17 protein-coding genes are annotated in these 19141 nt (G+C 73.4%); all 17 read right to left on the reverse strand.

What is annotated here, in order from left to right; all coding sequences use genetic code 11:
- Positions 1–145: 145 nt before the first annotated feature.
- The 17 genes from THESUDRAFT_RS06290 to murB all read right to left on the reverse strand — a co-directional run bounded on the left by THESUDRAFT_RS06290 (position 146) and on the right by murB (position 19114).
- Entirely contained in the window at positions 146–1816 is a 1671-nt protein-coding gene (locus THESUDRAFT_RS06290; RefSeq protein WP_006903916.1) for an amidohydrolase, read from the reverse strand.
- A 48-nt stretch (positions 1817–1864) separates the two neighbouring features.
- On the reverse strand, positions 1865–2794 hold the full coding sequence (cuyB, locus tag THESUDRAFT_RS06295; protein WP_006903917.1) for a cysteate racemase: 930 nt from the start codon (positions 2792–2794) through the stop codon (positions 1865–1867).
- A 346-nt stretch (positions 2795–3140) separates the two neighbouring features.
- Positions 3141–5960 carry an isoleucine--tRNA ligase gene (gene ileS, locus THESUDRAFT_RS06300; protein ID WP_006903918.1) on the reverse strand — a complete coding sequence of 940 codons (2820 nt, stop codon included), beginning with the start codon at positions 5958–5960 and terminating at the stop codon, positions 3141–3143.
- Positions 5961–6598: 638 nt separating this feature from the next.
- Positions 6599–7291, reverse strand: a complete 693-nt coding sequence (locus THESUDRAFT_RS14405; protein ID WP_006903919.1) for a DivIVA domain-containing protein — start codon at positions 7289–7291, stop codon at positions 6599–6601.
- A gap of 64 nt (positions 7292–7355) precedes the next feature.
- Positions 7356–7649 (reverse strand): YggT family protein, encoded by a 294-nt coding sequence (locus tag THESUDRAFT_RS06310; protein ID WP_006903920.1) that lies wholly within the window; start codon positions 7647–7649, stop codon positions 7356–7358.
- A 118-nt stretch (positions 7650–7767) separates the two neighbouring features.
- The gene (locus THESUDRAFT_RS06315; RefSeq protein WP_006903921.1) at positions 7768–8223 is read right to left on the reverse strand and encodes a cell division protein SepF; all 456 of its coding nucleotides are present in this window, start codon (positions 8221–8223) and stop codon (positions 7768–7770) included.
- Positions 8224–8235: 12 nt separating this feature from the next.
- Positions 8236–8928, reverse strand: a complete 693-nt coding sequence (locus THESUDRAFT_RS06320; protein WP_006903922.1) for a YggS family pyridoxal phosphate-dependent enzyme — start codon at positions 8926–8928, stop codon at positions 8236–8238.
- A gap of 532 nt (positions 8929–9460) precedes the next feature.
- Positions 9461–10333 carry a peptidoglycan editing factor PgeF gene (pgeF, locus tag THESUDRAFT_RS06325; protein WP_006903923.1) on the reverse strand — a complete coding sequence of 291 codons (873 nt, stop codon included), beginning with the start codon at positions 10331–10333 and terminating at the stop codon, positions 9461–9463.
- Between the two features lie 174 nt (positions 10334–10507).
- The gene (locus THESUDRAFT_RS06330; RefSeq protein WP_006903924.1) at positions 10508–10804 is read right to left on the reverse strand and encodes a YlmC/YmxH family sporulation protein; all 297 of its coding nucleotides are present in this window, start codon (positions 10802–10804) and stop codon (positions 10508–10510) included.
- A 270-nt stretch (positions 10805–11074) separates the two neighbouring features.
- On the reverse strand, positions 11075–12025 hold the full coding sequence (locus THESUDRAFT_RS12270) for a stage II sporulation protein R (RefSeq protein WP_156821738.1): 951 nt from the start codon (positions 12023–12025) through the stop codon (positions 11075–11077).
- 130 nt (positions 12026–12155) lie between these two features.
- Complete coding sequence (gene sigG, locus THESUDRAFT_RS06340; RefSeq protein ID WP_242823362.1) at positions 12156–12935, reverse strand: RNA polymerase sporulation sigma factor SigG; 780 nt, start codon at positions 12933–12935, stop codon at positions 12156–12158.
- A 362-nt stretch (positions 12936–13297) separates the two neighbouring features.
- Positions 13298–13636 (reverse strand): hypothetical protein, encoded by a 339-nt coding sequence (locus THESUDRAFT_RS06345; protein WP_006903927.1) that lies wholly within the window; start codon positions 13634–13636, stop codon positions 13298–13300.
- Positions 13637–13758: 122 nt separating this feature from the next.
- Entirely contained in the window at positions 13759–14493 is a 735-nt protein-coding gene (gene sigE, locus THESUDRAFT_RS06350) for an RNA polymerase sporulation sigma factor SigE (protein WP_006903928.1), read from the reverse strand.
- A 28-nt stretch (positions 14494–14521) separates the two neighbouring features.
- Complete coding sequence (locus THESUDRAFT_RS06355) at positions 14522–15733, reverse strand: sigma-E processing peptidase SpoIIGA (RefSeq protein WP_006903929.1); 1212 nt, start codon at positions 15731–15733, stop codon at positions 14522–14524.
- Positions 15734–15919: 186 nt separating this feature from the next.
- Positions 15920–16981 carry a cell division protein FtsZ gene (gene ftsZ, locus THESUDRAFT_RS06360; protein ID WP_006903930.1) on the reverse strand — a complete coding sequence of 354 codons (1062 nt, stop codon included), beginning with the start codon at positions 16979–16981 and terminating at the stop codon, positions 15920–15922.
- A gap of 191 nt (positions 16982–17172) precedes the next feature.
- Positions 17173–18102, reverse strand: coding sequence for a cell division protein FtsQ/DivIB (locus THESUDRAFT_RS14980; RefSeq protein ID WP_006903931.1), 930 nt, complete (start codon positions 18100–18102; stop codon positions 17173–17175).
- A gap of 40 nt (positions 18103–18142) precedes the next feature.
- Positions 18143–19114, reverse strand: coding sequence for a UDP-N-acetylmuramate dehydrogenase (murB, locus tag THESUDRAFT_RS06370; RefSeq protein WP_156821739.1), 972 nt, complete (start codon positions 19112–19114; stop codon positions 18143–18145).
- Between the last annotated feature and the right edge of the window lie 27 nt (positions 19115–19141).

Genomic DNA, 19141 nt, shown 5'->3' on the forward strand with positions numbered 1-19141 from the left:
TTCCTACATTGCAGGGAGGTCCCGGGGCATCCGAGGTCCTGGGGAAACGGGCTGCAAGGACCCCGCAGGCCGCCAAGGGGCCGGCGGGCTTGCCGGGGAGCCGGGAGCGGCCCGGGAGCGCGCCGCGGCCTGCGCCCGGCCGGCATCAGCCGGCCGGGCGGCGGTAAACGGGCTCGCCGCCCACGTAGGTCGCCAGCACGGGGATGTGGCGGAGCTCGTGGGGGGCCACCCGCCACGGATCGGCCCCCAGCACCACCGCATCGGCCATGGCGCCAGGCAGCAGGCTGCCCCACAGTCCTTCCGCCAGGGCCCCGCAGGCGGCGCCGGCCGTGTAGGCCTGCAGGACCTCCCCCACGCTCAACCGCTCTTCGGGATGCCAGCCGCCCGGCGGGTCTCCCTGCAGGTCGTCCCGGGTCACCGCCGCCTGGATCCCCTCCAGGGGCGCCAGCGGCTCGATGGGGGCGTCGGATCCTGCCGAGAGCGGTACACCGGCTTCCCGCAGGCTGCGCCAGGCGTAGGCCCAGCGGCTCCGCCCCGGCCCCAGCCGCTCCTCCACGAAGGCCAGGTCCGAGGCCAGGAACCGGGGCTGGATCTCGGCCACCACCCCGGCCGCCGCCAGCTGTGCGGGGTGCTCGGGCGCCATGACCTGCACGTGGATCAGCCGGTGCCGCCCCGGACCGGCCCGGCGCCGGGCCGCCTCCACCGCTGCCAGGGCCGCGTCCACCGCCCGGTCGCCGATGCAGTGGATGGCCACCTGGTAGCCGGCCGCCGCTGCTTCGGCAACCAGCGAAGCCAGTTCCTCCGGGCTGTGGCGCAGCAGGCCCCGCTCCCGGCCGTCCCCGTCGGCGTACGGGTCCCGCAGGGCCGCCGTCCGCCCGCCCAGGGACCCGTCGGCAAAGAACTTGATCGACCCCATGCGCAGCCAGGCGTCCCCGTGGCCCGAAGGCAGCCAGGCGCGGGCGTCGTCCAGGGCCTCCCGGCCCACGTCCAGCGCGACCCGCAGGGGCCGCCCCCGCTCCCGGGCGGCCCGGTAGAGGGCCAGCACGTCCCCGAGCTCGCCCGGCTGGTGGACGTCGTGGCTGTGGACGGCGGTGATCCCCGCGGCATGGGCCGAGCGGATCACCTCCAGCAGACCGGCCAGCCGCTCCTCCAGGCCGGGGGCCGGCCGGGCGGCCGCCACCCGTTCGATGGCGGTCTCCTCGAGCAAACCCGTCAGTTCCCCCGTGACCGGGTCGCGGCCGAAACGCCCGCCGGCGGGGTCGGGGGTGTCCCGGTGGACCCCGGCGGCCGCCAGCGCCAGGCTGCTGGCCACGGCGACGTGCCGGCAGACGCGGCGCAACAGCACGGGATGCTGCGGTGCCGCCCGGTCCAGCAAGGCCCGGTCCGGCCAGACCGGCGGGTCGAACCGGCTCTGGTCCCAGCCGTAGCCCTCGATCCAGGTGCCGGGCGGCAGCTGGGCGGCTCGCCGCGCCACCCGCCGCTCCAGCTCGTCCAGGGAGGTCACGTCCCGGAGATCCAGCTGGGTGGCCACCTGCCCGCACCAGAGCAGGTGGCAGTGCCCGTCCACGAACCCCGGCAGGACCACCGCGTCCCGGGGCAGCACCTCCACCTCCGCCCGGGGTCCCGCCACCGCCCGCACCGCCGCCTCGGAGCCAAGGGCCTCCACCCGCCCTCCGCGGAAGAACACGGCCTCCGCCGGCCGCACCCCGCTGCCGGGTGCGGGGACGATGCGCCCCACCAGAACCCGACCGGCAGCAGCGGCGGCAGCCCCTTGGCCCCCTCCCCCCGCCACCTCACCGGAAGCACCCACTGGCACGACGAAACCTCCTCCGGACCACCCCGCCCGCCGGTACGTGGCCGCCCCTCAGCGGCGGGCGGCTTCCGCCGGTGCCCCCAGCAGCCGCTGGAGGGCCGCCCGCGCCAGGATCTCCGCCGGGTCGACCCAGGGCACGGGAAAGTCCCCGGGCCGTAGCACCAGCGGCAGCTCCGTACAGCCGGCGATCAGCACCCGGGCGCCCCGCTCCACCAGGTGGGTCCCGGCCTCCAGCAGCCGCTGGCGGGCCGGCTCATAGACGCCGGCCTTGATTCCGTCGGCGCCGAAGATGGCCCGCGTCACCTCGGCCTGGTATTCGGGCGCCGGGACCACCACCTCCAGCCCCACCTCCGCCAGGGCCCGGTGATAGAGGCCGCTCTCCACCGTGAGCTCCGTGGCCAGCAGACCGGCCGGGCCGCCGGCCGGCGGCAGGCCAGGTGCCCCGCCGGCCACCAGGGCCCGGGCCACCTCCCGCATGATGTGGAGGATGGGCACGGGGCTGGCGGCCTGCAGGCGGTCAAAGTAGACGTGGGCCGTATTGCAGGGGATGAGGATCAGGCTGGCCCCCAGGGACACCAGCCCCTGGATCGAGGCCACCATGGCCGGCACCGGATCGGGCCCCGCGCCGCGCAAGAAGGCCGTCCGGTCGGGGATCTTGGGGTTGTTGTCGATGACGATGCGCACGTGGTCCTGGTCGACCCGCGCCGGGGTGGCGCGGACGATCTTGGCGAAGAGGTCGACGGTGGCCTCGGGCCCCATGCCGCCCAGGATGCCGATGGCCGGGCCCGGGTCGCCGCACCGGCCGGCCTCCGCCGCCCGCACGGCATAGTCGTCGCCGGGTCCCGCCCCGCAGGATCCTCCGTCCCTTGCCGGCCCCGAGCGGGCTGCGCAGGGGCCGGCCCCGGGACGGTCCGCCTGGTGCGAAGGGACGCCGTTGGGCGCAAGACCGTTGATGGAGATCCTCTGTGAAGGCTTCGTCATCGTCCATCGGGCCTCCGGCGGCCGGCGGCCCGGACCCGCCCTGTCCGGGTCCCTCCCTCCAGGGCAGGGGCCGCCGGCAGAATGACCTGTTGCTTCGACGGGCCGGCGGGCCCTCCTGCCCGGGGGGCCGCCCGGGCCTTGCCAGCGGGCCCCCGGGTGCACGCACCAGGGGGCCAGGGACCCGGGGCTGCTCACCCCGGGGCGGGCAAGTCGGGACGCCAGCCGGGTTCGGCAGGGTCGCCGCACCGACGGTCTATGCACCGGCGGCGGGACAGGTGCCCAGGACGCGGCCCGCCCGGTCCCCTTCGCCTGCCAGCCCCCGTCCCGCCGTCCGGCCGGCCTCCCCTCAGGCGCCCGCCGCCTCCAGCTGGTGGACCACGGCCGCGCAACGCGGGCAAAGGTCGGGATGGGCGGCATCGCCGCCGACGCCGGGCACGTGCCGCCAGCAACGGGCGCAGCGGGCCAGGTCCGTGCGCTCCACCCGTACCGCCGGATCCCGGGCCGGCTGGCCCGCGGCCTGCCCCGGGCCCCCGGCCCCCTCCCCTGCGGTGCCGGCCGCCGGGCCGGGTTCGACCACCACCTCGGCCACCAGGAACAGCTCCGGCAGGTCCCGGGACAGCGCCTCCAGGACCCGGGCCGCCTCCTCCCGGGCTCCCGCGATGACCACCCGGGCCTCGGCGGGCACGTCGATCACCTTCTCCTGGCGCGCCTGCTCCAGAGCGCGGTAGACCGCTTCCCGCACCTCGAACAGCACTTCGTAGCGGCGCAGCAGCTCCTCGTCCCGCCAGGCGGCGTCAGGCTCGGGCAAGAGGGCCAGGTGGACGCTCTCCGGATCGCCCTCCAGCCGGGGCAGGTGGCCCCAGACCTCTTCCGCCGTGTGGCAGAGCACCGGGGCCAGCAGCAGGGTCAGATGGCGCGCCAGCTGGTAGAGCACCGTCTGGGCCGCCCGGCGCCGCGGGTCGGCGGGCAGGGAAGCGTAGAGCCGGTCCTTGAGCACGTCCAGGTAAAAGGCGCTGAGGTCGGTGACGCAGAAGTTGTGCACGGCGTGGTAGACCAGGTGATACTGGTATTCCTCGTAGGCCCGCCGCACCCGTTCCGTCACCTGGGCCAGCCGGGCCAGCGCCCAGCGGTCCAGCTCACCCAGCTCCCCGTACGGCACGGCGTCCCGGGCCGGGTCGAAGTCCCCCAGGTTGGCCAGCAAAAAGCGCAGGGTGTTGCGGATCTTGCGGTAGACCTCGGCCATCTGCTTGAGGATGTCCTCCGAGATCCGCACGTCCCCCCGGTAGTCCGACGAGACCGCCCACAGGCGCAGCACGTCGGCCCCGTAGCGCCGGATCACGTCGTTGGGGTCGACCACATTGCCCAGGGATTTGGACATCTTGCGGCCCTCGCCGTCGACCACGAAGCCGTGGGTCAGCACCGCCCGGTAGGGCGCCCGGCCGCGGGTGGCCACCGCCGTCAGCAGGGACGACTGGAACCAGCCCCGGTGCTGGTCCGACCCCTCCAGGTAGAGATCGGCCGGCCAGGTCAGATCCTCCCGGGTCTCCAGTACGGCGGCGTGGCTCGATCCCGAGTCGAACCACACGTCCATGATGTCGGTCTCCTTGCGGAAGCCCTGGCGGCTGCCGCAGTGGGGGCAGGCGAAGCCCTCGGGCAGGATCTGGGCCGCCTCCCGCAGGAACCAGGCGTTGGACCCCTCCCGCCGGAAGAGCTCGGCCACCGCCCGGATGCTCTCCTCGGTGATGACCGGCTCCTGGCAGGCCTCGCAGTAGAACACCGGGATCGGCACCCCCCATGCCCGCTGGCGGGAGATGCACCAGTCGCCCCGGTCGGCCACCATGTTGTGGATACGCTCCCGGCCCCATTCGGGGATCCAGCGCACCCCGTCGATGGCCTCCAGGGCCTGCCGGCGGAAGCCCTCCACCGAGGCGAACCACTGGGTGGTCGCCCGGAAGATCACCGGCTGGCGGCAGCGCCAGCAGTGGGCGTACTGGTGCCGGATGGTGCCCTGGGCCAGCAGGGCTCCCGCTTCCTCCAGGGCGCGGGTGATGTGGGGGTTCGCATCGGCGTAGAACAGGCCCGCGAAGGGCCCGGCCTCGCCGGTGAAGCGGCCGCTGGCGTCCACCGGGCTCAGCACGGGCAGGCCGTAGCGGCGGCCCACCTCGAAGTCTTCCTGGCCGTGGCCCGGGGCGGTGTGCACCAGGCCGGTGCCCTCCTCCATGCTCACGTGCTCGGCCAGCACCACCGGCGAGGTGCGATCGAACAGGGGATGTCGGTAGGTGACCCCCTCCAGCTCGGCTCCGGTCCAGGGGCCGGAGCGGCCGCGCTCCTCCAGCCCGGCGGCCGCCAGCACCCTTTCCACCAGCGGCTCGGCCACCACCAGCAGCCCGCGGCCGGTCTCGACCGCCACGTAACGGGCCTCGGGGTGGACGGCGATGGCCAGGTTGGCCGGGATCGTCCAGGGGGTGGTGGTCCAGATCACCAGCCGCGCGCCCCCGGGCAGCCGGCCACGGCCGTCCACCACGGGAAAGGCGACGTAGATGGAGGGCGACGTCTTCTCCCGGTACTCGATCTCGGCCTCCGCCAGGGCCGTCTCGTCCACGGGGCACCAGTAGACCGAGTAGAGGTTGCGGTAGATGTAGCCCCGCCGGGCCATCTCGCCGAAGACCTCGATCTGCTTCGCCTCGTACTCCGGCTCCAGGGTGAGGTAGGGGCGCTCCCAGTCCCCCAGCACGCCCAGGCGGCGGAACTGCTGGCGCTGCCGGTTCATCTGGTCCAGGGCATAGTCGCGGCAGCGGTTGCGCAACTCGACGGGCGAGATGGCCCGCCGGTCGACGCCCAGCACCTCCAGGGCCCGGCGTTCGATGGGCAGGCCGTGGGTATCCCAGCCGGGCACGTAGGGCGCGTCGTAGCCCGCCATGGAGGCGTGGCGCACCACCACGTCCTTGAGGATCTTGTTGAGGGCCGTGCCCACGTGGATGTCGCCGTTGGCGTAGGGCGGTCCGTCGTGCAGGACGAACCGCGGCCGCCCGCGGCGCGCCTGGCGGAGCCGCCGGTAGAGGTCCATATCGTCCCAGCGGCGCTGGATCTCGGGCTCCCGCTGGGGCAGGTTCGCCCGCATGGGGAAGTCCGTCTGCGGCAGGTTGAGGGTCTCGCGGTAGTCCATGCTCCTCCTCCTCATCGATATGGACGGTCTGGATGGACGGCCTGGGCAAGGGCGGCCTGAAAAGAAAAACCCCCGTCGCCAAAGGGCGAAGGGGGTTCCCTCGCGGTACCACCTTTGTTCCCGGGCTGCCGGTTGCCGTCCGGCCCACCGCCGGCCAGGCAGGGGCCGGTCCTCCCTGGGCCGCCCCCGGCGGTAATCGCCGGACCGCGGGAGGACCCGGCCGGGCCCTGAACGGCGGCGCCACCCACGGGCGCGGGCATGACCGCACCCCGGCGGTGCAAGTCCTGTCGGCCCGGGCACTCTTGCGGCCCGTTAACGGGGGCCAGGCGGCCCAGCCTACTGCGCTGCCCCCCGGCCCGAGGCAGGGACCGCCGCGGGCCGGGGGCCGGTTCGGTGGGCGGCTCGGGGGGGATCTTCGGGCGGCAACCGGCGCCCGGGCTCACAGCCGCCGGCCCGGGCTCTCTGCAGCCGGCGGGGTGCCGGCCCTACTGGCCCCCTCATCGCCGTATCCCGGCGGCGGGCGGCGCCGGGAGCCGGTGGCAGCCCGCTACCCGGCGGCGCCCGCCCTGTCGAAGCATGGCATGATTAGGGAATAGTCTAGTGATCCCGGCGCAGGCCGTCAAGGAATCCCGCCCCGGCTAGAAACCCGGCATCCGATCCCGGCCGGCCGCCACCTCCCGGGCGGCACCCCAGCTCCCCGAGCCCCGGTGCATGACGGCCGGCCGCACGCCCTCTCCTTCGCCTGCCGCGGGGCGGGCGCCGGTCCGGTGCGGGGAGGCGTCGCCAGGCCCGCCGGCCGGCCCCTGTGCTCCGGCCGGCCCTTCATCGCCTTCCGTTTCCTCCCGGGCGCCCTCTTCGGCAGCCTCCCGGGTCTCTTCTCCACCCAGGCCGGGTTCTTCGTCCAGCAGCTGCAGGTGGGCCATCAGCATGGCCCGCATCCGCGCCCGGGCCACCTTGATGCTGTTCACCAGCTCCTGGTAGCGGCGCTCCATCTCCTCCGCCTTCGCCCGAGCCGCCTGGATGATCTGGTCCGCCTCCAGCCGGGCCTGATTGATGGTCAGCTCGGCCTGCTTCTGGGCGCTGGCCTTGACCTCCTCCGCCGTCTCCTGGGCCACCACCAGGGTGTTGTGCAGGGTGTCCTCCAGCTGGCGGTACTGCTCCAGCTTGGCGTTCAGCGCCTCCACCTGCTCGCGCAGGGCCGCGTTGTCACGCAGCACCTGGTCGAACTCCCGGCCCACCTGCTCGAGGAACTCGTCCACCTGGGTCTCGTTGTAGCCGCGGAAAGAGCGGGAAAACTGCTTGTTGTGGATGTCCAGCGGCGTCAGGGCCATGCTCCCACCTCCCGGGATCGGTGACCGCGGCGCCCCGGCCGGCGGCCGGGGCGCCGCGGCGGGTTCATCCGAACAACCTGTACAGCAGCGATACCAGCAGCCGCTCCACCAGCTGGACCAGCAGGAGGGCGACCAGGGGCGACAGATCCAGGGGCCCGGTGGCGGGCATCACCCGCCGGATGGGCGCCAGGACCGGTTCCGTCAACTGGACCAGTACACGGTAGATATCGTGAAAGGTCCGGTTGTAGTTACCCTGGATGAACCACGACATGATCACCCGGATCAGCAAGAGCCAGAAGAACGCCGTGGCGAGCCCTTGGATCAATCGCACGAGGAACAGGACGAGCAAATCGGTCAACGCTCACCCTCCTACGGCCGCGCCCGGGTCCGGTGCCGGGTAGCCTACCCTTCGGTGAGGCCGGCCGGTGATGCCCGCCGGAGGCCATCACCCCCGGCGCCGCTGCCGCCGCCTCGCATCAATCCCGGGTGAGGAAGTCCGGCCGGTCGACCAGGGTCTCCACGTTCTGGGGGGCGAAGAACACCACCCCGTTGGCGATGCGGTGCATCTCCCCGTTCAAGGCATAGATCGTGCCGCTCAGGAAGTTGAGGATGCGCTGGGCCGTCTCCTTGTCGGTGTCCTCCAGGTTGAGGATCAGCGGCCGCCGGTTCTTCAGGTGCTCGGCGATCTCCTGGACCTCGTCGAAGGACTGAGGGCGGGCGATCACCACCCTCTGGGAGCGCCCCCCCGCCGCCAGGGGAACCAGCTGGCCCGGCCGGGGTCCCGGGCCGCCCTCCCCCCGCTCCCGGTGGCGGCCGTCCCGGCGCCGCGGGGCCGCCTGCGCACCCTGCGGTTCCTCCCCCGCCGGCGCCTCCACCACTTCCTCCTCCACCTCGAAGCCGATCAGGGACAGCAGCCGGTCCATCCACCCCATGGGCATTCCTCCTCATCCACGCTCGCCGAAGATGGCCCGGCCGATGCGCACGATGGTGGCGCCTTCCTCCACCGCCACCTCGAAGTCGTCGGTCATCCCCATGGACAGGTGGCGCAGCTCGATGCCCGGCAGGCCGCGGCACTGCCGGGCGGCCTCCTCCGCCAGCTGGCGCAACTGCCGGAAGACGGGCCGCACCCTTTCCGGATCATCGGTCGGGGGCGCCACGGTCATGAGCCCCACCACCTGCAAACCCTTCATTCCGGCCACCTGCTGGAGAAAGGGGACCACCTTCTCCGGCGGCAGGCCGGCCTTGGTGGGCTCCCCGGCCACGTTGACCTCCACCAGACACGGGAGGACCCGGCCGCAGCGGCCCGCCCGCCGGTCGACCTCCTGGGCCAGGGCCAGGCGGTCGAGGGAGTGGAGCAGGTGGCAGTGCCGGGCGATGTACTTGACCTTGTTGGTCTGCAGGCGGCCGACGAAGTGCCAGCGGACGTCCTCGCCGAAGGCCGGAAACTTGTCCCGGGCCTCCTGGGCCCGGTTCTCTCCGAAATCGCGGATGCCGGCGGCGTACGCCTCCCGCATGGCCGCCACGGGCACCGTCTTGCTCACGGCCACCAGGGTCACCTCACCGGGATCCCGCCCGGCCCGGGCCGCCGCGGCGGCGATGCGGTCCCGCACGGCCGCCACCCGCTCGGCAATGGTCATGGATGCTGTCGCTCCCCGGATGATGCCGGCGGCCGGGCCGCGCCCTGAAAGACCCGGCACCGGGCGGCGGGCCGGCCGGTGCCGCCTTCCGCCCCGCTGCGCGGGCAAGCCGCTCTGCTGCGGGCGATCCGGCACGGGCCGGCCCCGGCACCTGGGGCGGGCCCGCCCGGCCGCGGGCCGCGGAACGCGCCGCCAGCCTTCCAGTGTAGCAGGGCGATTCCATACCGGGCGGCGCGTCTCCTGCCGGTTTCGACATCCTTGGCGGGCGGCGGCGTGGCCGGCGCTGGCAGCGTGACATGGGCGTGACGGGGTGTGGGCGGCATGGCGTGGGGGCGGGCGGCGCGGCATGCAGGGCCGGAGCCTGCAGGGAGCCGCGAGCTCTACCGGGGCCCTGTGCCGGCGGCGGGACCGGCTGCTCCCCCGCACCGGGCCCATGGCTCGCCCTGCGGTATTGCTCACATCGCCCCCGGCGCTGCCGTAGCCCCTGGGCCGCGGGCGCGGCGCGAAAGGGTCCCGGCGGCCCCGGGGCGCTTCAGCTCGCGGGGGCCCCGGGGCGGATGCCGATCAGGCCCGCCATCCGCCCTGTGCGGCCGCCGCTGGCCCGGTGGGAGAAGAACGTCTCGGTGTCGCAGGCGGTACACAGCCCCGCCACGGCGACGTGCCGCGGATCCAGGCCCGCCTCCACCAGCAGCCGCCGGTTGGTCTCCCACAGGTCCCAGTGCCGGTAACCGGCTCCCCGAGGGGAGGGGGACAGCACTTCCTCCGCCCAGGGCAGCCGGCGGCCCAGGGACTCCAGGACAGGCTCGTCCACCTCGAAGCAGCAGGGGCCGATGGAGGGTCCGATCAACGCGTGCAGGCGCTCCGGCCCGGTCCCCAAGGCCTCGGCCAGCGCCCGGGCCGCCGCCGGCGCCACCCCCGCCAGGGTGCCGCGCCAGCCGGCGTGGGCCAGGGCCACGCCCCTGCGGGATGCCGTGGCGCTGCCCCAGAGGAAGACGGGCACGCAGTCGGCGAAGGTCGCCCACAGGAGGACGCCGGGGTCGGTGGTGACCAGCGCATCGGCTTCCGGCCCCCGGCCGGGCGCCCAGGGCTCGCCGGCCCGGGCCACGGCCACCGCTGCGCCGTGGACCATGCGCGGCATGGCGACCCACTGCCACTCCGGACCAGCGGCGGCCAGCACCCGCTGCCGGTTGGCCTCGACGCGGGCCGGTTCGTCCGCGGTGGAGCGGCCCAGGTTGAGTTCCGCCCAGGGGCCCCGGCTGACGCCTCCCCGGCGGGTGGTGAAGGCCAAGAAAAGCCAGGGCGGCGCACCGGAAGGAACGAGCCACTCCACCCCGCCCACCCGCTGCCGCCGCATGACGGCCCCGGTCTGCCGCCCGGCCTCCGGGACCGCGCCTTCAGGGGCCACGCTGCTCCCTCCCCGCCGGCACCATCATGCTGCGCCGGGCGCGGGCACCGGGGCGGTACCTTGCTGCGACCGGGCCGGCCCGCCCGGCCGGCCGCCTTCCGCGGGCCGGCCCGGCCGGCCGCAGCCCCTTCGCCGCAGCCGCCGGGCCGTCCTCGCAGGGCCGCCCGGCACCCCTCAACCGGCGCTCGCCTGCATCCCTTCGCGGCCGGAACCCGCGGCCCCTTCCATGTCGACGAAACCCGGCACGTTGACCAGGATCACGTCCTGGCCGAAGCGGACGATCTGCTCCCAGGGGATCACGTAGTCCCGGTCGCGCCCGAACAGGCCGAACCAGCGGGCAGGCCCGGGCACCACAATGGCCTGGATGCGCCCGGTCTGGAGGTCGATCTCCACATCGCCCACCCAGCCCAGCCGCCGCCCGTCCACGATGTTGATCACGTCGCGGGTGCGCAGGTCGGAGGTCTTCAGCACGGCGCTCACCCCCGCAGCTCATGCCGCCCGCGATCAGGGTATGCCGGGACGGGCGCCCGTGTCCCCCCGAGGTCCGCCCACCAGCCTTGTCCGGGATGGCGCGGCACGCCCCGGCGCCTGGAGCATGCCCGCATCGAGCATGCCCGCGTCGCCGGGCGGGAACGGGCTGTCCCGCCGTCCCCTGGCGGCCGGTGAACCGGGGGGCCATCCGCGGCGGCCGGCGCGTGCGGCAGAGGTGGCGCGTCCCTTGAACCGGCGCCCCGGGCGAGCCTAATGGGATGCGGAGGCCCGCTGGGCCCATCCCAGGGACGCCCACCAGCGGCCGATGCGGGCCTGCCACCATTCCAGGAGGAACCAGCGCGGGGCCGGCGCCGCCTGCCAGGCCGTCCCGTCGCCGCCCGCCTGAACCGGGGACCAGGAGGGTGCAGCCGCCCCGGGAGCCGCCAGGGCCCCTGCAACCTCCGCAGCGCCCGAACCGCCCGCAGGGTGTGGCACCCCGGCCGTACCATCCCTTCCTGCCGGTGCGGGCGTCACGCCGGCTCCTTCCCCACCCCCGGGTGTGGCAGGGGCCACCGCCTCCGGCGCGGGGAGGGCACCGCCCCGATCCTGGGCCGAACCTGCGAGGGTGCCGGCTTGGGCGGAGCCGCCGTCGCCCAGCCAGCAGAGCCCCGGAAAGAGGACGCACCAGAAGTTGTGCCCCGCCCCCTCGCCCAGGACGACCCGCACGGCGGGATAGACGCCCGCAGGATAGACCGTTTCGCCCAGGCGCCGCGCCGCATACGGAAAGCGGCCCGTCTCCACCCGCGCGTCGTAGTGGAAGCCCGCCGACCGCAAGACGGCCTCGGCCCGCGCCTCAAGCCGTTCCGCCTGCCGGTCCACCCGGGCCAGGGCATCGTCCGGGGTGGTGGCTCCCGCCACCACCTGAGCCAGAACGGGAAGCAGCGCATCCCGCACCTGGAGCTTGACGGCCTGATCCTCGGGATCGTCGCTGTTGGCAACGATGTGCAGCCTCAGGATGGGCGGCACAGGTTGCGCGGGTGCCGCCGCCATGGAGGCGGCCGCCCCGACCGGCGTTGCAACCCCGGCGGGCCGGGCAGGACTTGCCCCCGCGGGCCCGTGCGCCGCCAGCCGGGGCCCCAGGCCGGCGGCCACCACCGTGGCCAGGGCCAGCCATCCCAGCACCCTCAGCCAGCGCCCCCATGTGCACCGGAGGGTTGCCATCACCATACCGCCGCCGGCCGGCACGACGATGCAGCCATGGACACCGGGCCCACCCTCGCCCGCCGGCCCGGATCCCCGGCCCCCGGCCGGCGGATTCAGCCAGTCTCCAAAGCCCATGCCCCTCGCCCTTTCACATGTACTTGCGCATCCGCTGCAGGGCGGCCTTTTCCAGGCGCGACACCTGCGCCTGGGAGATCCCGATCTCGTTGGCCACCTCCATCTGGGTCTTGCCCTGGTAGAAGCGCTTGGTGATGATCAGCTGCTCGCGCTCATCCAGGCGCGACATGGCCTCGCGCACGGCGATGGTCTCGAGCCACCGCTCGTCGCGCTGCTTGTCGTCGCTGACCTGGTCGACCACGAAGATGGGATCGCCGCCGTCCTGGTAGATGGGCTCGAACAGCGACACCGGGTCCTGGATGGCGTCCAGGGCGTGGACCACCTCTTCCCGCGGCTGGCCCAGCTCCTGGGCGATCTCTTCCAGGGTGGGTTCGCGCCCGTGCCGGTGGGTCAGCTGGTCCCGCACCTGCAAGGCCTTGTAGGCCACGTCACGCAGGGAACGGCTGACCCGGATGGGGGTGTTGTCGCGCAGGTACCGGCGAATCTCGCCGATGATCATCGGCACGGCATAGGTGGAAAAGCGGACGTTCTGTTCCAGGTCGAAGTTGTCGATGGCCTTCATCAAGCCGATGCATCCCACCTGAAACAGATCGTCCACCGGTTCGCCCCGGTGATTGAAACGTTGAATGACGCTCAAAACCAGCCTTAGATTGCCCTGCACCAGTTGCTGGCGGGCCTCTTCGTCGCCCTCGCGCATGCGGCGAAACAGGACCCTCATCTGCTCGTTGGACAGCACCGGCAGTTCGGCCGTATTGACCCCGCAGATCTCCACCTTGTTGATCATGCGGCTCATGGGCACGCGGTTCCCTCCCGCCTGCCGGACGCTGCCTTCGCCGGCAGGCTGTGTGCGCACAGCCCGGGCTCGTCCTGCAACGGGGAGTATGCGCGTGGCTGGAAGCCGTTATTCATCGGCGACGCCCGGATCATTCGTCATAACGTTCCCCGGCGCGCAGCTGAGCATGCATTGGAGAGCCCCATTCCGCCGCACCGGAACGGGCCGCACCGGTGACCTGCGGGTCCGCACCACGGCAGGGATGAACCGGCCATCGATGGGTGACAAGGAGGTGACAAGTCTGCAATCAAACCGGGCAGGGAAGAAAGCAAAAGCCCCGCAGCACGGGCTGCGGGGCTTTTGCGCAAACCATACTGCGCGGATCAAGGGAGGGCTTCCTGGATCTTCTCCCGCAAGGCGTCCAGCTCGTCCTGGGTCGCGCCGTCCACTTCGCACCAGGTGGCCAGCGGGCACTGCCACTGCTGGTAGTCCAGCAGCCCGAAGGCCACCTCCAGCTGCCGGCGCGTCAGCACCGGCGCCTCCCCGGCCTCCATGGCCGCATCCAGGATATCGACCAGTTCCTCCAGCTCCTGCGGTTCGACCGCCGGTTCGACCTCCACGGCATGGATGTCGCAGCCGAAACCGGCAAAGTCGGCAACGTTCCGCAGGAGGGCCATCTCCCGCCCGGACAGCGCCACCGTGACCGCCGGTGTCCCTGGCATCGGGACCACCTCCCGGTTCCAGGATGCACCGGCCGCGGCGGGCCGCCTGTGACCGCCGTCACCAATTTGAAAAAGATTATCAACAGGATCCCGTCCGGATGGCGGCCCCTTGTTTTCCCCAGCTACTCCATCTTGCGGATCTCCCGGCGCAGGCGGTTGATGATCCGTTTCTCCAGCCGGGAGATGTAGGACTGGGAGATCCCCAGATGGTCGGCCACCTGCTTCTGGGTGCGCTCGATGCCGTCCACCAGGCCGAACCGCAGTTCCATGATCAGCCGCTCCCGCGGGGTGAGCCGCGCCAGGGCGCGGTGGAGCAGGTGCCGGTCCACCTTGGCCTCCAGGTCGCGGTAGATCACGTCCCCGTCGGTGGCGGGGATCACGTCGGAAAGCAGCAGTTCGTTGCCTTCCCAGTCCACGTTCAGCGGTTCGTCCAGGGACACCTCGTAGCGGGTCCGGCTGGTGCGGCGCAGGTGCATGAGGATCTCGTTCTCGATGCACTTCGATGCATAAGTGGCCAGCTTGATCCGCTTGGAGGGATCAAAGGTGTTCACGGCCTTGATCAGGCCGATGGTGCCGATGGACACCAGATCCTCGATGGGAATACCCGTGTTGTCGAACTTGCGGGCGATGTAGACCACCAGGCGCAGGTTGCGCTCGATCAGGGTGTGGCGAACCGCCGGATCGTCCTCGTCCAGGCGGTCCAGCAACAGTTCTTCCTCGTCGGCCGTCAGCGGCGGCGGCAGGGCCTGGCTGCCGCCGATGTAGTGCACGGGCAGCCACGCCGCACCGCTGCGCAACAGCCAGCGCAGGATGGCCAGCCGCACGGACCACTTCAACCGGAGCCACTGATGCCGCATCTCTGGCCGGTCCTCCCTCCCGACAGGTCTAGGACACCCGCGCCGCCGCCTGCCGGCCGGCGGGCGGGGCCTCCAGCAACGCGATGGGCAGAAGGGCCACATAATGCTGATCCCCGGTGAAGCGGCCGGGGAAGACGGCCACCACCGCCGGTCCCAGCGGGCGCCACCGGCCCGGCGGGGGCTCCACGGAGTGATCCGCCGCCGCTGGCGCCGCCGTCGTCCCGCCGCCACCGCCCGGCTCGCCGGGCGTTCCCGCCGCCGGGTCGGTGGTGGCGGCCGCGGCCCAATCCCGCTCGGGCTCCACGGGTGTCCCGGCGGCGAGCCGGCTCGCCGCCGGTCCTGCCAGGGCCGGCTCCCCCGCGGGCGGCCGCGGCGCAGGCGTCCCGTCCGGGGATGGGGCCGGTGCTGCCGGCAGCCCGGTGCCGGCGCCCCGTTCCCGGCGCTGCCGGTCTTCGTCTCCGCCCGGCACGGCCAGCCAGAGGGCGTCGGGGCGGAACCCGGCCAGAAAGCCCCGCTCCCGGCCGATGGAGGCAAAGGGCACGATGCGCAGCCGCTCCGCCCAGCCCGCACCGGCGGCCGCCCGGGCCCAGGCGGCGATGTCGTCCCCGGCCGCCACCGCCTGCCGCAGGACCGGGGGCAGCAGGGGCGCCACGGCCTGTTCTTCCACCACCACCACCGGCAGGCCCGTCAGAGGGTCCCGCAGCTGGTTGCCCGTGTCCACCAGGGCGGGCAGGTCCAGCCAGCGCCCTTCGCAGGCCACCCGCAGGGTGACGTACAGCGGTCCCGGCAGGGACCGCCGGCGCCAGGCCTGCCAGAAGAACCGGCCGGCCGCCACGGCGGCCCCTACCGCCGGCACCAGGGCCAGGGCGGGCGACACCCGGGGAACCGTCCCCGGCCCGTCGCCGCCCGCCGCCAGCGAGAGCACGGCCAGGGCGCCTCCGGCCACGAAGCACGCCAGGCCGTAGAACCAGGCGGCCAGGGCCAGCAGGCGCCGGGGCGTAACGGGCCAGAAGGCCAGCAGCAGCATCAGGACCGAGGCCAGCAGCACCGCGGGCAGGCTGCGCCAGGGACCGGGGGGCAGCAGGGTCACGGCACAGGCGAAGGCCGTCCCCCAGGCCGTGGCCAGCGCGAGGCGCCCGCGGCTGGTGCGGGCCTGGGTGGCCTGGGCCGTGGCGGCCAGGAGGGCGTAGTCGACCACCGCGTTGACCAGGACGAACAGGTCCAGGTAGACGTACGGCACCCGCCTCGCCCCCGCTGCGCATCGCCACAATGGCATGCCTATGCCGGTCCCCCGGGCGGTAGAACGGGCCCCGGGCGGGGCGGCAAGCCGCCCTGGAGGCGAAGACCGCCGGCAGCCCCGCTGCCGGCGGTCTGATTATACGCCCCGTGGACTGGGAAACATGTCGAGATGTGGCCGCGTCCCGGTTCAGCGGGCCGGCCGCGGCCGGCGGCGCAGGAAGTGGGGGATGTCCAGGTCGTCCCCGGTGAAGGGCTTGATGGGCAGGTCGTCCAGTTCGGGCCCGGGCGTTGCGGGTTTGGGGTCGAACCCCGTCGCGATGACCGTCACCCGGATCTCGTCCTCCAGGTTCTCGTCGATCACCGCGCCGAAGATGATGTTGGCGTCGGGATCGGCCGCCTGGGCGATGATCTCCGCGGCCTCGTTGACCTCGTACAGGCCCAGGTCGGTGCCGCCGGTGATGCTCAGCAGCACGCCCTTGGCGCCCTCGATGGACGCCTCCAGGAGGGGGCTGGAGATGGCCGCCCGGGCCGCGTCCACGGCCCGGGTCTCGCCCCGCCCCACGCCGATCCCCATCAGGGCGGAGCCCGTGTTCATCATGATGGTGCGGACGTCGGCGAAGTCCAGGTTGATGAGCCCCGGCACCGCGATCAGGTCCGAGATGCCCTGCACGCCCTGGCGGAGCACGTCGTCGGCCACCCGGAAGGCCTGGAGGATGGAGGTCTTCTTGTCGACCACCTGCAGGAGGCGGTCGTTGGGGATGGTGATCAGGGTGTCCACCTTGGCCTTGAGGTTGTTGATCCCCATCTCCGCCTGGGCCGCCCGCTTGCGCCCCTCGAAGGAGAAGGGCCGCGTGACCACGCCCACCGTCAAGGCGCCGACCTCCGTGGCGATCTCCGCGATGACGGGAGAAGCGCCGGTGCCCGTGCCGCCGCCCATGCCGGCCGTGATGAAGACCATGTCGGCGCCCTTGAGGCGCTCCTTGATCTCCTCGCGGCTCTCTTCCGCCGCCTTCTGGCCGATCTCCGGATCGGCACCGGCACCCAGGCCGCGGGTGACCTGGCGGCCGATCTGGATCTTCTCCGAGGCCAGGGATGCGGAAAGGGCCTGGGCGTCGGTGTTCACCGCCAGGAACTCCACGCCCCGCAGGCCCGCTTCGATCATGCGGTTGACCGCGTTGTTGCCCCCACCCCCGACCCCCACCACCTTGATCACGGCAAAGGGCTGGTTTTCCATATCAAACTCAAGCACGTTCCAAACCTCCCCGGTGCCGGTGGGCCGGCACCCTCCCGGATCGCCCGGTCCCCCTGGGGTTTGCGATCCCGGGACAAGGGTTCTTCGATCCCTATATCGTTGCGATGCCTCGTTCGGTTGAACCGCGGGACAAACTTCTAGCTTGAGTTCCACAGAGCCGCCCGGTTCCCTGCCGGCCGCCCGCCGGGTCAGTCACCGGGGTCCGCCCGGCGTGGCCCCAGAACGGGCCGGTCGGGATCGGTCACGTCGATGTAAGCCGGAGCCTCCGGCCCGGCCTCCCCCTGCAGGGCCACCAGGGCCGCCGCCAGCGCCCGGACCCTGGGAACCACCTCGCCATCCAGCATGCCCCAGCGCACGGGGATCCCGCTGGACAACTGGATCACCAGGACGGGCCCCTGCCCCACCACCAGCCGCCGGGGCGGGTCCGGCAGGCCGGCCTGGGCCAGCACCGCGGCCACGCCGGCGGCCTGGGTCAGGGGTGCGGGGACGAACCGGCCCGGCTCCCAGACCAGAGGGGTTTCCAGGTGCAGGGGCGCCACCCCGGCGCCGCCCGCCCCGCCTTCTTCCGCCCACGTCAGGAGGGGAAGGGGTGCACCGGGCTGGGAGCCGGCCTCTCCCTCGCCCGTGCCCCCCTTCCCGTCCCCGGCCGCCGGGGTGGCGCCCGCCTCCACCGCCGCCGGCGGAGCGGGCGTGCCCCGGCCGGCGCCGAGGATGCGGCCCTGGGCGTCCAGCTCGGCCCAGTGCCGGCCCGCCGGGTCGACCAGCACGGCCACGGCGGGCCGTTCCTGGATCTCGATGACAAGCCCCCGGGGCCACTCCCGCCGTACCTCCGCGCCCGCCACCCGCGGGTGGGCTTCGAGGCGCCGGGCCACGGCGCCGGGATCGACCCGCCAGATCAGGGTGCCGGGGGGAATGCCGGCCCAGTCGCGGATGGTGACCGGATCCAGCCGCTGGTAGCCGCGGATCCGCAGGTGGTCCAGGGCGAAGTAGGGCGAGCGCATGAAGAGGTAGAGCCCCAGCAGTGCTGCCGCCAGCACGGCCAGCAGCGCCACGCGCCGCACCCGCAGCCGCCTTTGCCGCATCTCCCGTGCCCAGAGGCTTGTCCCTTCGCCCAGCACCTGCGGTCTCCCCCGTTCTCCCCCGCCCGGCCCCGGGGCCTCAGGCCGGTTCCGTGGCCCCGGAAGCGGCATCCCGTTCGGGTGCCTCGGGTGGCCAGCGGCGGGCCAGCGATCCCAGCAGGCGCACCTCCGGCTCCAGCGTGATGCCGAACCGGTCGCGCACGCAGCGCCAGGCGGTGGTCATCAGCGCCAGCACGTCCTCGGCCCGGGCACCGCCCAGGTTGATGATGAAGTTGGCATGCTGCTCGCTGATCTGGGCCTGGCCGTGCCGCAGCCCCTTGAGCCCGCAGGCCTCGATCAGGCGCCCCGAGGCGTCCCCCGGCGGGTTCTTGAACACGCTGCCGCAGTTGGGGTAGCGCAGGGGCTGGGTCCGCTGGCGGTAGGCGGTGTGGCGGCGGATCTCCTCCAGGATCACCCGGGGGTCGCCCGGCTCCAGGACGAGCCGGGCGGCCACCACCGGCACGGCCTCCTTCTGCATGCGGCTGGACCGGTAGGCGAAACCGCATTCCTCCCGGGACCACCGGGCCACCCGGCCGGCGGGTTCGACCACCCGGACCCAGTCCACCACCTGGCCGATGCTGCCGTGGCGGGTGCCCGCGTTCATCACCAGGGCACCGCCCACGGTGCCGGGGATCCCTGCGCAGGGCTCCAGTCCCCGGAAGCCCCGCCGGGCCGCCTCGTGCACCAGGCGGGCCAGCACCGTGCCGGCCCCCACCACCACCCCGCGGCGGCCCTGCGGATCGGGCGGCTCCCAGCGGATGCCGTCCAGCCCGATCCGCACCACAACCCCCGGCAACCCCTCATCGGGCACCAGCACGTTGCTCCCCCCGCCCAGCAGGGTGACGGGCAGCCCGCGCTCCCGGGCCCAGGTCAAGGTCCGCGCCAGGTCGTCCTCGGCTGCCGGTTCCACCAGGAGCTCCGCCGGCCCGCCGATGCGAAAGGTGGTGTAGCGGGCCAGGGGCTCGGCAACCCGCACCGCGCCCTGGACCAAGCCCTGCAGCTCCCTTGCCATGGCCTCCCGATCCACCGCCATCGACCC

Origin of the sequence: Thermaerobacter subterraneus DSM 13965, from assembly GCF_000183545.2 — a bacterium.
Classification (GTDB): Bacteria; Bacillota; Sulfobacillia; order Thermaerobacterales; family Thermaerobacteraceae; genus Thermaerobacter; species Thermaerobacter subterraneus.